We start from the raw sequence: 13,666 nt of genomic DNA on the forward strand, positions 1-13,666 counted from the left end.
CCGCGACCGAATGAGGCGCAGGGCTAAAAAACTGGTTGGTTGCGACCAGCCAAAAGAGCTCTATAACGTGTTACTTGCTGGCGACCGTCTCTGGTTGCCAACCGCCACCCAGGGCCTTGTAGATCGCGACGATGCCGCGATACAGATCGACTTCGGCCTGGGCCTGAGTGTCTTCCGCCGCCAGACGTTCGCGTTGGGCATCGAGCAGGACAAGGAAGTCCGCCGTACCTTCGCGGTAGCGAATTTCAGCCAGGTCGGCTGCCGCGCGGCTTGATTCACTCTGACGAATCAGCGAAATCAGGCGTTGCTGGCGTTTGCCGTAATCACTGAAAGCGTTTTCCGATTCTTCCAGGGCCAGCAGCACTTGTTGCTCGTAGGTCGCCAAGGCGCCTTCGGCATCCGCGTCGGCACCGCGGATACGGGCTCGAACACTGCCCAGGTCAAACGCCGCCCAAGTGATACTTGGGCCCAGCGCCCAGGCGTTGGCCGCCGAGGAACCGATCTGCGAACCACGTCCGGCGGTCCAGCCGAGGAAGCCGCTGAGGCTGACCCGCGGGAACAGGTCCGCCTTGGCCACGCCGATACGTGCCGTGGCCGAAGCCAGTTTGCGCTCGGCGCTGAGAACGTCCGGACGACGTTGCAGCAGTTCGCCCGGATCACCGATCGGCAGTGCCTTGGCAATCGCCGGCAAGTCTTTCGGGCTCAGGTCCACGGTCAATTTGTCCGGACGCTCACCCAACAAGGTGGCGATACGGTTTTTCTGCCGAACCTGCTCGGCCTGCAATTGCGGCACGCTGGCTTCGACAGACGCCAGGCGTGCGTCGGCGCGGACCACATCGAGCTGATCGCCGACGCCGGCATCGCGCAGGCTTTCGGTGATCTTGCGCGACTCCTGCTGGTTGTTGAGGTTGGCCAGGGCAATTTTTTCCCGCAGTTGCGCACCGCGCAGTTGACCGTAGGCATCCACCAACTCGGCAATCATGGTGACTTGCAGTTGGTACAGATCCGCTTCGGCCGCTTGCTGTTCGGCGTCGCTGGATTCCAGGTTGCGCTGGATGCGACCAAACAGGTCCAGTTCCCAGGCCATGTCCAGACCCAGGTCATAGCGTTCGCTATTGACCCGTTTGCTGGTCTCGCCCGGAATCTGGCCTTTGCCAAGATCACTGCTGACGCGGCTGGTGATGGTCGGCATGGCGTCATTGCTGACGTCATCGCGGATCGCCCGGGCCGCCTTCCAGCGAGCGAAGGCGACGCGCAAGTCACGGTTGCCTTGCAGCGATTGCGTCACCAACTGGTTGAGGGTCGGGTCTTCAAACTGCTGCCACCAGATGCCTTCGAAACGTGAGCGGTCGAAGTTTTTCTGACCGGCAGCGCCATCGGTGGCGGTGGTGATGTTGGCCGGTTCAGTGGCCGGGGTCTTGTAGTCCGGGCCGACGGCACAGGCGCTCAGGGCCAGTACCAGCAGGCTCGGCAGGAAGGCTTTCAGGCTCATTGTTGCGCCTCCAGTTTCAGGGCTTTGGCCGCTTTGCGCTGCTCGCCGCGTTCCACGAAATTACGGATCAACACGTAGAACACCGGCGTCAGCAACAGGCCAAAGAAGGTCACCCCGAGCATCCCGGAGAACACCGCCACACCCATGGCGTGACGCATTTCGGCACCGGCACCGCTGGAGAACACCAATGGCACCACACCCATGATGAACGCGAAGGAGGTCATCAGGATCGGCCGCAGACGCAGGCGGCAGGCTTCGAGCACCGCAGCCAGTGGGTTCATGCCTTCTTCCTGTTTGTCCTTGGCGAACTCGACGATCAGAATCGCGTTCTTACAGGCAAGTCCCACCAGTACGATCAAGCCGATCTGGGTGAAGATGTTGTTGTCGCCTCCCGAAGCAATCACACCGGTGATGGCCGACAGCAGGGTCATCGGTACGATCAGGATTACCGCCAGTGGCAGGCTCCAGCTTTCGTACTGCGCCGCGAGTACCAGGAACGCCAGCAATACGCAGAGCGGGAACACGAACAGTGCGGTGTTGCCGGACAGAATCTGCTGGTAGGTCAGGTCGGTCCATTCGTAGGTCATGCCGTTCGGAAGTTCTTCCTTGAGCAGTTTTTCGATGGCTTTTTCGGCCTGGCCGGAGCTGTAGCCTGGGGCTGCCGCACCGTTGATTTCAGCGGTGATAAAGCCGTTGTAGTGCATGACGCGATCCGGGCCCGAGGTGTCACTGACCTTGATGAAGGTCGCCAGCGGGATCATCTCGCCTTTGTTGTTACGCACTTTCAGCTGACCGATCTGGTCCGGTTCGAGGCGGAACTGCTGCTCGGCCTGGACGTTGACCTGATAGGTACGACCGAAGCGGTTGAAGTCGTTGGCATACAGCGAACCCAGGTAGATCTGCAGGGTGTCGAAGATGTCGCTGACGGCCACACCGTGAGTCTTGGCTTTTTCCCGGTCGATGGCGGCATCGACTTGCGGCACGTTCACCGTGTAGCTGGTGAACAGGCCTGCCAGTTCCGGCACACCATGGCTCTTGGTGATGATGTTCATGGTTTCTTTGTACAGCTCGTCGTAGCCCAGGTTGCCCCGGTCTTCGATCTGCAGGCGGAAACCACCGATGGTGCCAAGGCCTTGTACCGGCGGCGGCGGGAAGATCGCCATGTAGGCTTCCTGAATCCCGGCGAACTGGCCGTTCAATGCACCGGCAATCGCACCGGCGGACATGCTCGGGTCTTTACGCTCGTCGAACGGTTTCAGGGTCACAAACACGATGCCGGCGTTAGGGCTGTTGGTGAAACCATTGATGGACAGGCCCGGGAACGCTACCGCACTTTCCACGCCAGGCTGTTTCAGGGCCAGGTCGGACATGCGTTTGATCACGTCTTCGGTACGGTCCAGGCTGGAAGCGTCCGGCAATTGCGCGAAAGCCACCAGGTATTGCTTGTCCTGGCCAGGTACGAAACCGGTCGGGGTGCTGGAGAAACCGAAGAACGTCAGTACCATCAAGCCCGCATACAGCAGCAGGGCAATACCGCTGCTGCGGATAACCCGGCCGACGGTGCCGACATAGCTGTGGCTGGCCTTGTCGAAGAAGCGGTTGAACGGACGGAACAGCCAGCCACCGAAGATCTTGTCCAGCACCTTGGAGAAACGGTCTTTCGGCGCGTCATGGCTTTTGAGCAACACGGCGGCCAGTGCCGGCGACAGGGTCAGCGAGTTGAAGGCCGAGATCACTGTCGAGATCGCGATGGTCAGGGCGAACTGTTTGTAGAACTGCCCGGTCAACCCGGAGATGAACGCCGCCGGGATAAACACCGCACACAACACCAGCGCCGTGGCGATGATCGGGCCCGTTACTTCACGCATGGCGCGCTTGGTCGCTTCGACCGGCGTCAGCCCGAGTCCGATGTTTCGCTCGACGTTTTCCACTACCACGATGGCGTCGTCCACCACGATACCGATGGCCAATACCAGGCCGAACAGCGACAAGGCGTTCAGCGAGAAGCCGAACAAGTGCATCACTGCAAATGTACCGATCAACGAAACCGGAACCGCCACCAGCGGTATGATCGAGGCACGCCAGGTTTGCAGGAACAGGATCACGACCAGAACCACGAGGATCAGTGCTTCGAAGAGGGTGTGAACCACCGCTTCGATGGAGCCGCGCACGAAGATCGTAGGGTCATAAACGATGCTGAAATCCATGCCTTCCGGGAAGCTCTTCTTCAGCTCCGCCATCTTGTCGCGCACTTCGTTGGAGATTTCGATCGCGTTGGAACCAGGACGCTGGAAGATCGGGATCGCCACAGCCGGCTGGTTGTTCAGCAAGGAACGCAGGGCGTATTGGCTGGAACCCAGCTCGACGCGCGCGATGTCTTTCAGACGGGTGATTTCACCGTTGTCGCCGGAGCGAATGATGATGTTCTCGAACTCTTCTTCGGAAACCAGACGACCCTGAGTGTTGACCGACAGCTGGAACGCGGTGGCATTCGGCGCAGGCGGGGCACCCAATGCACCGGCAGCGACTTGACGGTTTTGTTCGCGGATCGCGGTTACCACATCGGTCGCGGTCAGATTGCGCGAAGCGGTCTTGTTCGGATCGAGCCATACCCGCAGCGAGTAGTCGCCCATACCAAACAGCTGCACATCACCGACACCGCCCAGACGCGCCAGCTCATCCTTGATGTTGAGCAAGGCGTAGTTGGACAGGTAGAGCATGTCGTAGCGTTTGTCCGGCGAGGTCAAGTGCACGACCATGGTCAGGTCGGGCGATGCCTTGTCCACGGTGATACCGATGCGCGTCACTTCTTCTGGAAGTTTCGGTTCGGTCCGGGTCACGCGGTTCTGTACCTGCACCTGGGCGTTGTCCAGGTCGGTGCCCAGCGCGAAGGTGATGGTCAGGGTGATCTTGCCGTCAGCGGTGGACTGCGAGGACATGTACAACATGTTCTCGACGCCGGTGATGGCTTGCTCCAGAGGAGCGGCCACGGTTTCACCGATGACTTTTGGGTTGGCACCCGGGAAGTTGGCACGGACCACAACGGTCGGTGGCACGACTTCCGGGTATTCGCTGATCGGCAACTGGAACAGCGAGATGGCACCGGCGATCAGGATCAGCAGCGACAGCACCGCTGCAAAGATCGGCCGTGAAATGAAGAATTGGGAAAAATTCATCGGAGTCGTTATCCCTTAACCGCGTGGGGTTGCAGCAGCCAGTTTCACAACCGAACCCGGCGCGACCTTGGCAGGTGCGACTTGGGGCAGGTTGCTGGCTTCCAGCGCTTGTCGTTGTTGTGCGAGTGCCGCGAGGGTTTGCTCGCTGGCCATCGGGATCACTTCAGGGGTGACTGGCGAACCGGGGCGTACCCGTTGCAGGCCCTTGACGATGATCGTGTCGTCCTTGTTCAGGCCGTTGCGCACGATGCGCAGCCCTTCGATTTTCGGACCCAGCTCGACCGCGCGGTAGGCGGTTTTGTTGTCCGCGTCCATCACCAGCACGAACTTTTTACCGAGGTCGGTACCGACCGCTTCATCGTTGATCAACACGGCGGAGTAGGTGCCGCTGCCGACCAGTTTCAGACGCGCATAAAGGCCCGGGGTGTAAGCGCCGTCGCTGTTGTCGAACACGGCGCGGCCACGGATGGTGCCGGTTTTCGGGTTGACCTGGTTGTCGACGAAGTTCATCACGCCCTGGTGCGGGTTGCCGTCTTCGTTGGACAGGCCGAGGTAAACCGGAGTGGTTGCACCACGTTTGCCCTGGCGAGCGAGTTGGGTGTACTTGAGGAACACACGCTCGTCAGCGTCGAAGTAGGCGTAGACCTTGTCGGTAGACACGACGCTGGTCAGCGCGGTGGTATCGGCGGTCACCAGGTTGCCGGCGGTGATTTCGGCACGGCTGACACGGCCGCTGATCGGTGCGGTAACGCGGGTGAAGCTCAGGTTCAGTTTCGCCAGGTCCAGTTGTGCCTGAAGGGCACCGACCGCAGCGCGGGCTTCTTGTGCGGCACTCGTGCGCGAATCGGCCAGCTCGGCGGAAATCGCGTTGCTGGTACGCAGGCGCTCACCGCGCTGGGCTTCGTTTTCGCTGCGGGTCGCATTGGCGCGCGACTGAGCGACCAGCGCTTCGAGACGGCGGACCTCGGCCTGGAAGGGACGCGGGTCGATCTGGAACAGCAAGTCGCCTTTCTTGACCAGCGCGCCTTCGGTGAAGGCAACGTCATCGATCTGACCGGAGACCCGTGGACGAATCTCTACCGTTTCCGGCGCTTCAAGGCGCCCGGTGAATTCGTCCCACTCATTGACCGGTTGTTCCAGCACCTTGGCGACACTGACTTTCGCCGCAGGCATGGTCGCGGCAGACTCCGGAGCCTTGCCGCAAGCGCTCATCACCACTACGGCCAGCAGGGCCAACGGGAAGCGCAAATGTTTGAGTGACTGTTCCATGGATGCATCCGCCAATGTATTGAGATGGGCGGATGATGCTCGGCGGGTTGGTGTCGCACGAATCGAATGAAGCGAAGGTAACTATCATTCGGAATGATATAAGCGCCGGGCGAGCCCTCTAGCATGCACCTCGGGTTGGAACGCGATCAATGTGTTTGACGGCAATTCTGTGTTGCGGGGAATGCAAGGAATCGGCGTGGGACCGAGTCGCTCCCTTCGCGGGCAAGCCTCGCTCCTACAGTTGATCGCATACTCCTGTAGGAGCGAGGCTTGCCCGCGAAGAGGCCATCGGCACCAACAGAAGATCAGGATCAGGCCAGGCTATCCGGATCCCCAAAGAACATCTGAATCCGCGACCTTAACCAACGCTCCCCCGGATCATTGTCCTGCGACCCACGCCAGGCCATGTGCAATTCAAAGCTGCGCACCGGCAACGGCGGATCTTCCGCTCGCACACCACCTGCTGCCGTCAACGCGTCAGCCGTGTAATCCGGCACCGTCGCGACGATATCGGTCCCGCTGAGGAGCGTGCTGAGTCCGTTGAATTGCGGCACCGCGAGTACCACGTGACGTTTGCGCCCGAGTTTTTCCAGTTCTTCATCTATAAAGCCGCTCAAGTCACCGGCGAACGACACCAGCGCATGGGGGCGGGCGCAGAAATCATCGAGGCTTAACGGGCCCGGCACTGTATCGGCACGCAACAGTTTGGGCATGCTGCGGCGCAGCACTTTACGCTTGGCGTTGGCCGGCAGGTCGGCGGTGTAGCTGACGCCGATTGAAATCTCGCCCGAGGCCAGCAGGCTCGGCATCAGGATGTAGTTGGCCCGCCGCACCACCAGCACAATCCCGGGCGATTCGGCGCGCAGGCGTTTGAGCAGCATCGGCAACAAAGCGAACTCGACATCGTCCGACAGGCCGATACGGAACACCGCCGTACTGGTCGCCGGATCGAATTCTGCTGCGCGGCTGACAGCCGTGGAAATCGAATCCAGGGCCGGGGAGAGCAGGGCGAAGATCTCCACCGCCCGCGCGGACGGTTCCATGCTGCGCCCGGTTCGCACGAACAATGGATCATCGAACAGCCCGCGCAGGCGCGAGAGCGCCGCACTGATCGCCGGCTGACCGAGGAACAATTTCTCCGCAGCGCGGGTCACACTGCGTTCGTGCATCAGTGTTTCGAAAACGATCAACAGGTTCAGGTCGACACGACGCAGGTCATTACGATTCATCTGGAGTCCTGGCAGAGTCATCAAGCTTGACGGGAGCAGCCATATGAGAACAATGGCCGGCATGAATATTACGGGGAAAGGCTGCTACTCTGCACCGAGTAATTCAGTTTTCCTACAAAGGCTGCTTCGGTTTCTTACGACATTTGAAGATGTCGCCGGCGCTGCGGAATCAATGACAGGCATGTCGACTATTAATAGCCACTGATAGTCTTGGGTAGAAAGCCCAGATAGAGTTCAGGGCATTAGAGGTTTCTTTGACGAGGTTTGCGATGTCCCGCACGATCCGTTTTCACAAGTTTGGTCCAGCCGAGGTGCTCAAATGCGAAGAGCATGCGGCCGCTCTGCCTGCACCGGGCGAAGTGCAGGTGCGCGTCGAGGCGATTGGCATCAGCTGGTACGACATACTCTGGCGCCAGAACCTGGCGTCCTCCCATGCTCGTTTGCCTTCAGGCCTTGGCCATGAAATGTCCGGCGTCGTGACGGCGGTTGGCGATGGCGTCGATGACCTGGCGGTTGGCGACAAGGTCGCCAGTTTCCCGGCTGAAAGTCCGAACGACTATCCCGTCTATGGCGAGCAAATCGTTCTGCCGCGCTCGGCACTGACCCGTTATCCGGACGTGCTGAGCCCGATTGAAGCGGCGGTGCATTACACGCCGCTGTTGATTGCTTACTTTGGTTATGCCGATCTGGCACGGGTCAAGCCTGGGCAATTTGCCCTGGTGACTGACGCGAGCCACTGCGCCGGGCCTTCATTCGTCCAATTGGGTAAAGCCTTGGGTGTACGGGTGATTGCCGCCACGAAAACGGCCGAAGAGCGTGAATACCTGCTGTCGCTGGGCGCCGAGAAAGTCATCGTCACTGAGGAAGAAGATCTGCTCATGCGGATCAACAAGATCACCGATAACCGCGGTGTCGATGTGGTGTTCGATGGCCTGGGCGGCCCGCAGATGTCGCTGCTCGGCGATGTGCTCGCGCCTCGCGGCAGCCTGGTGCTGTATGGCCTGCAAGGGGGTAACCAGACGCCATTCCCGGCCTGCGCAGCGTTCCAGAAGAACATTCAGTTCTTTGTACACTGCATCGGCAATTTCACCGGCAAGCCGGAGTTGGGCATCATCCAGGACCAGGCCGCACTGCAACGGGCCTTGCGCGACATCAACCAGATGACCGCCGATCGCGTGCTGCTGCCGCTCAAGACTCGGGTCTTCCCGTTTTCCGAGTTTGTCGAAGCACACCGCTACATGGACGAATGCCCATGCCGCGAGCGGGTCGCCCTTCAGGTCGAACCTGCGTAACAGCCCCTGAAAAAGTCCGTGCCTGCACGGACTTTTTTATTGCCCCTCGCAAAAAATCGAGACGTCTCATCGATCTGTCGATGGGTCAGTTCAGCAACTGAACTGGTTTTTGCTCTCGATCTGTATCTTCTAATCAGCATCTAAGCCTTGATAATTGAATGATTACTTTCATCTCAAGGAATGAGTCATGTCTGGGTGTCAGGCTGATACTTTTCAACGCACATTGTTAATAGATATCCGACCAACAGTAATTCTTTGCGCTGCTTTCAAAAAGACATGTGCGGCTTCTATCTTTATTTCTTGTGCTACCTATCTGTGGGACGTTGTCGGACATTTCCTAGGATGTTCTGTTAAGTCGCCAGATGCAGGCGGTACGGGGCTTTTGCGCCATCCGGCTTCGGCGTATGCAGCGTCGGCGATCAACTATTTCAAATAATTACCAAAAGCATAAGTGCTAGCCTTTGACAATAATGTCCAGCACTTCATCCGTGTCAGACAATCCGCTGTGCAGTGCATATCGCTGTTTATGCAGTACTGAACTTACGAGCATCAGGTAAATAAAGATGACCCATATCCATGATCAGGCGATGAACTATGTCTATCAGCAAATGCTGCAACGCTTGCTGAGTTTTTTCTCTCGGGCCGAACGCACGGCATTGCAACTGATGATCCAGCGTCTGGTGGTCGCCGCGGGGGGCATGGAGCGCATTGGCGATTACAAGGTGCTGGCGATCCAGTCCGGCTCGCGGGACAGTTGTTACACCCTGGCGCTGCTGCGCGCCGCACAACTGAGCATTGCCGGCCGGGCGCCCGCCACGTTTCAGTTGCGTGTGGCCTCCCTGCGAATGAACGGTGCGAGCGCAATGGCTCAGGAAAACATCCATCGCAGCTACAGTTCGCTGTTTCTCTACGACGATCCGCGGGTCGAAGTGCTGATGGTAGATAACCGCGAAGTGTTGCCGTTCAGCCACCCGGCACCGATCTCCGATGCCGGTCGAGAAGCCAATCGGCTCAATGTGCTAATGGTGGGCCACCGTCGAACCTCGAACGGGCCAATCGATCTGTGGGACGACGGCTATCTGGCGACCGGCGAGTTCTATGGGCAGATCGCGCGCTGGGACGGTGGCGTCGATGCCTTGGTCAGCAGTGACACGTCACGTCAGCAAAAGCAGTTTCTCGAAGGCTTGAAGCGGGCGGCGGCCAAGGCTGGGCTCAAGACCTCCAGTCCGGTTGAAACAGGCTTTGATGAACTGTTCGCCTTGCTCGATGAGATCGGCAGTGACTGCTATCGCGCGTTTTATGCCGAACAGGGGCAGGCGGCATGGCGGCCGGCCGAGCGCTTCGAGGCCTGTCGCCGTACCACGTTCATCGACATTCAAGACATGCTGGTCAGCAACCTCGAAGAGCGCTGGCCGCTGCTCGCTGAGTTTCTCGGTTTTCAACCTGACGAACTGGCGGCTCAGATCAGCGACAACGAATTCGTCAGCCTTTCGATATCCGCACACGTGCGGGGGCTGCAAGCGTGCTTTGTGCACGGTCGCAGCTATGAGGCGGGTGTCGCCGAATACTTGCAACGGGCGTTGGTGATGATGCGCCGCAAGCGACTCCCGGAGCGTTTGTGCGAGCAGGCAGTGGCGGTCTTCGGTAACCCGGCGAGGCTGTCCGAACAGCGTGGGCTGGCTGCGGCCGAGGCGCAAAAAAACCTCGGTTTGACCGAGGCTCAGCTGGTTTGCCTGCTCTTCGCACCCTTTGTCGAAAACGGTGCTGCCCTTGAGCGCTTCCTGCGTCAGTGCCATCCCGGAATGCTGGTGGCGATGCCTGACTTGCACCGGGCAATGCAGGGCAATCCGGTGTCGGAGCAGATTCTGCAATGGATGGTCGACGTCAGCGGGTTACCCGTCGGCCTGCTCGGCACACTTTACCGGATGGGGCCTGTGCCGGGGGCCGAGGGCAGGGTGGTTGACCCGGATGCTGATGGCGTGGACCTGCCATCGGAAGGCGCCAACTTTGGCGATGATGCCGCGGTGGCGGGTGAAGGGTCAGCGGGACATTGAAAGGACCACGCGAGACCGACTTTGCTTATCAGGCGGTGTACCGATACCTGACGCACCTGATCAATGAACCGGTCAGCGACACGCGCGTGCGCCTGCCGTCGTTGCGTCAGTTGGCGGATCGTTTGAGCGTGTCGATCTCGACGATTCAGTACGCGTATTCGTTGCTGGAGAAAGAAGGGCGCGTGTATTCGGTCGCCAAGTCCGGTTATTACGCGTTGCCGGTGTCCGCCATCAATGCGCCCGGCAATGGCAATGACCTGCTCGAAAGCGTTTATTTCAGTGCCAGGTGTCCAGGCATGCTGGTGTTGAGCGCCGATGAACCGGCATTGTTGCAGCCCCTCGACAGTCCGTTATTGCTGCTGGAACGGGAACTGTTGCGCCAGTATCCGCGTCAGCCGCAACCGCCTTCGCAACCCTGCGGCGAACTGGAACTGCGTACCGCCCTGGCCGCGCGTTACACCACAACGCCGGTACGCTGCTGGCATGCCGATGACGTTTACATTGGCGCCGACTTGCGCGGCGTCCTGGAAATACTGATCGCCGTGTTGAGCCTCAAAGACGCCGCGGTGGTCCTTGAGTCTCCGTGTGACTGGGCGATTCTGCGCTTGCTTCAGGCCGCCGATGTCCAGGTGATCGAGTTGCCGCTGCAAACCGATGGAGGGCTAGACATCGAACGGCTCAAGGAGCTGCTGGAGACCCACCCGGTGAGGTTGGTCGTGCTGTCCTCCGCTTTGAACATGCCGCGAGGCAGCCTCGCCGATGACGACAACCGACGAGCCATTGCGAAGCTCCTCGAACAGCATGGCAGCTGGGTGCTGGAAAACGATTGCTACGGCGAACTCGAATTCGAACCGGGCGGCTTGCGGTTTCGTGATCTGCTCGACCCTGACCGGTTGATCGTGTTTTCCACGTTCGAAAAAATCATCGGCCCGGAAGCGCCCTACGGCTTTCTGTTGTCACGGCATTTCAGCTCCGAATTGCAGCGGCACTTTTTGCTGCGTGCCTTTCGCCTGTCGCCGATTCGCCAGAAAGCCATCGCTCGTTTGTACGGTAACGGACGGATCGACCAGCACCTTCATGTGCTGCGCAGGTTGCTCAAGGACCGCAAGGTGCAGATGACGCAGTTGTTGCAGGAGCGCCTGGGCGATGCCTTGCATTTTGTCGAACCTCAGGGTGGGGCAACGATTTGGGTGCGCTCTCTGCGACAGGTCGATGTGCGGCGGGTGTTTCAGCGTCTGCTCAAGCATCAGGTGGTGATTGCGCCGGGCGAGCTGTTCAGTTTGCAGGGCCTGCACACGCAACACTTGCGCCTCAGTCATAGCTTTGGCGGTGATCATGATCTGGCCGCTGCACTAAGTCTGCTCGGCGATGCCTTGCGCCTGGAATCGGTAGACTGAGCATGTCCGCAAAACATCCTTTGCGTCCGTGGATCGATCCCATCGCGTTGCGGTCAAACTGCCAGTAAACTGCGTCCCTATTCCTGAACCACTCTATTCAGAGGTTTTGCATGACACTCAGTCCTTTTGCGGGCAAACCGGCACCGGCAGAGTTGTTGGTCGACATCCCGCGACTGGTAACGGCTTATTACACCGGCCAGCCCGATGCCGCGATCTCCACTCAGCGTGTCGCTTTCGGCACGTCCGGGCACCGAGGTAGCTCGTTCGACTTGAGTTTCAACGAATGGCACGTTCTGGCGATCAGCCAGGCGATCTGCCTGTACCGCGAAGCCCAGGGCATCGATGGTCCGCTGTTCGTCGGCATCGACACCCACGCGCTGTCCACCCCGGCGGGCGCCAGCGCCCTCGAAGTGCTGGCCGCCAACGGCGTGACGGTGATGATTGCCGAGGGTGACGAGTACACCCCGACACCAGCGATTTCCCACGCGATTCTCTGCTACAACCGTGGCCGCACCTCGGGCCTGGCAGACGGCATCGTCATCACGCCGTCCCATAACCCGCCGCAAAGCGGTGGCTACAAATACAACCCCACCAACGGTGGCCCGGCCGACACCCACATCACCAAGTGGATCGAAGCCAAGGCCAACGAGCTGCTGGGCAACAAGCTCGCCGGCGTCAAGCGCATCAGCTACGAGCAGGCGCTGAAGGCCAGCACCACGCACCGTCACGATTACCTCAACACCTATGTCGCCGACCTGATCAACGTGATCGACTTTGACGCCATCCGCGATGCCAAACTGCGTCTGGGCGTCGATCCGCTGGGCGGAGCAGGGGTGCGTTACTGGTCGGCGATTGCCGAGCATTACCAGCTGGATCTGGACGTGGTGAACACGCAGGTCGATCCGACCTTCCGCTTCATGACGGTCGACTGGGATGGCCAGATCCGCATGGACCCATCGTCCAGCCACGCCATGCAAGGCCTGATCGGCCTGAAAGAGCGTTTTGACGTCGCGTTCGCCTGCGACCCGGATCACGATCGCCATGGCATCGTGACGCCGTCCGGCGGTTTGCTCGCGCCGAACAGCTATCTGGCAGTGTCCATCGACTACCTGTTCCAGAACCGTCCGCAATGGCGCGCCGATGCCGCCGTGGGTAAAACCGTGGTCAGCAGTGGCTTGATCGATCGCGTGGCCAAGCGTTTGGGCCGTCGTTTGTACGAAGTGCCGGTCGGTTTCAAATGGTTTGCGGACGGTCTGTTCGACGGCTCGCTGGGTTTTGGCGGCGAAGAAAGCGCCGGCGCCTCGTTCCTGCGCAAGGACGGTGGTGTGTGGAGCACTGACAAGGACGGTTTGATCCCGGCCCTGCTGGCTGCGGAAATGACCGCCCGCACCGGCCGCGACCCGAGCCAGGCGTATCGCGCGTTGACCGATGAACTGGGTGAACCGTTCTCGGTGCGGGTCGATGCCAAGGCCAATCCGCAACAGAAAGCCTTGCTGAGCAAGTTGTCACCGGAGCAGGTCACGTCGACCCAGCTTGCGGGCGAAGCGATCCAGAGCATCCTCAGCCATGCGCCGGGTAATGACCAGGCGATCGGCGGTTTGAAAGTCATGACCGAAAACGGCTGGTTCGCGGCGCGTCCGTCGGGTACCGAAGACATCTACAAGATCTACGCCGAGAGTTTCGTCAGTGACGAGCATCTGAAGCAGTTGGTTGCTGAAGCTCAAACATTGGTGGATGGCGCTATTTCTGCGAAATAA

8 protein-coding genes are annotated in these 13,666 nt (G+C 59.8%); 4 read left to right on the forward strand and 4 right to left on the reverse strand.

What is annotated here, in order from left to right; genetic code table 11:
• Nucleotides 1-70: 70 nt before the first annotated feature.
• From PMI32_RS22455 to PMI32_RS22440, 4 genes are all read right to left on the reverse strand, one after another.
• Nucleotides 71-1,492: an efflux transporter outer membrane subunit gene (locus tag PMI32_RS22455; protein ID WP_008026281.1), complete on the reverse strand. Its 1,422-nt coding sequence runs from the start codon at nt 1,490-1,492 to the stop codon at nt 71-73.
• The gene (locus PMI32_RS22450) at nt 1,489-4,668 is read right to left on the reverse strand and encodes an efflux RND transporter permease subunit (protein WP_008026283.1); all 3,180 of its coding nucleotides are present in this window, start codon (nt 4,666-4,668) and stop codon (nt 1,489-1,491) included. The genes PMI32_RS22455 and PMI32_RS22450 overlap by 4 nt, the downstream gene beginning before the upstream one ends.
• A 15-nt stretch (nt 4,669-4,683) precedes the next feature.
• Complete coding sequence (mexE, locus tag PMI32_RS22445; RefSeq protein WP_008026285.1) at nt 4,684-5,937, reverse strand: multidrug efflux RND transporter periplasmic adaptor subunit MexE; 1,254 nt, start codon at nt 5,935-5,937, stop codon at nt 4,684-4,686.
• Between the two features lie 311 nt (nt 5,938-6,248).
• Nucleotides 6,249-7,166 carry a LysR family transcriptional regulator gene (locus PMI32_RS22440; RefSeq protein ID WP_008026287.1) on the reverse strand — a complete coding sequence of 306 codons (918 nt, stop codon included), beginning with the start codon at nt 7,164-7,166 and terminating at the stop codon, nt 6,249-6,251.
• A 269-nt stretch (nt 7,167-7,435) separates the two neighbouring features.
• Here PMI32_RS22440 and PMI32_RS22435 point away from each other — a divergent pair, with 269 nt between their 5' ends.
• The 4 genes from PMI32_RS22435 to pgm all read left to right on the forward strand — a co-directional run bounded on the left by PMI32_RS22435 (nt 7,436) and on the right by pgm (nt 13,666).
• Nucleotides 7,436-8,458, forward strand: coding sequence for a zinc-dependent alcohol dehydrogenase family protein (locus PMI32_RS22435; protein WP_008026289.1), 1,023 nt, complete (start codon nt 7,436-7,438; stop codon nt 8,456-8,458).
• Between the two features lie 563 nt (nt 8,459-9,021).
• Nucleotides 9,022-10,512, forward strand: a complete 1,491-nt coding sequence (locus PMI32_RS22430) for a hypothetical protein (RefSeq protein WP_008026292.1) — start codon at nt 9,022-9,024, stop codon at nt 10,510-10,512.
• Nucleotides 10,509-11,909, forward strand: a complete 1,401-nt coding sequence (locus PMI32_RS22425) for an aminotransferase-like domain-containing protein (protein ID WP_008026294.1) — start codon at nt 10,509-10,511, stop codon at nt 11,907-11,909. The genes PMI32_RS22430 and PMI32_RS22425 overlap by 4 nt, the downstream gene beginning before the upstream one ends.
• Nucleotides 11,910-12,019: 110 nt before the next feature.
• The gene (gene pgm / locus PMI32_RS22420) at nt 12,020-13,666 is read left to right on the forward strand and encodes a phosphoglucomutase (alpha-D-glucose-1,6-bisphosphate-dependent) (protein ID WP_008026296.1); all 1,647 of its coding nucleotides are present in this window, start codon (nt 12,020-12,022) and stop codon (nt 13,664-13,666) included.

The organism is Pseudomonas sp. GM60, assembly GCF_000282415.1.
Lineage (GTDB): Bacteria > Pseudomonadota > Gammaproteobacteria > Pseudomonadales > Pseudomonadaceae > Aquipseudomonas > Aquipseudomonas migulae.

Excerpts from the sequence above, each read along its gene's own strand:
- PMI32_RS22450 (WP_008026283.1), bottom strand. The coding sequence starts at position 4,668 with ATGAATTTTTCCCAATTCTTCATTTCACGGCCGATCTTTGCAGCGGTG.
- pgm (WP_008026296.1), top strand. The coding sequence starts at position 12,020 with ATGACACTCAGTCCTTTTGCGGGCAAACCGGCACCGGCAGAGTTGTTG.
- PMI32_RS22430 (WP_008026292.1), top strand. The coding sequence starts at position 9,022 with ATGACCCATATCCATGATCAGGCGATGAACTATGTCTATCAGCAAATG.
- PMI32_RS22440 (WP_008026287.1), bottom strand. The coding sequence starts at position 7,166 with ATGAATCGTAATGACCTGCGTCGTGTCGACCTGAACCTGTTGATCGTT.
- PMI32_RS22455 (WP_008026281.1), bottom strand. The coding sequence starts at position 1,492 with ATGAGCCTGAAAGCCTTCCTGCCGAGCCTGCTGGTACTGGCCCTGAGC.
- mexE (WP_008026285.1), bottom strand. The coding sequence starts at position 5,937 with ATGGAACAGTCACTCAAACATTTGCGCTTCCCGTTGGCCCTGCTGGCC.
- PMI32_RS22435 (WP_008026289.1), top strand. The coding sequence starts at position 7,436 with ATGTCCCGCACGATCCGTTTTCACAAGTTTGGTCCAGCCGAGGTGCTC.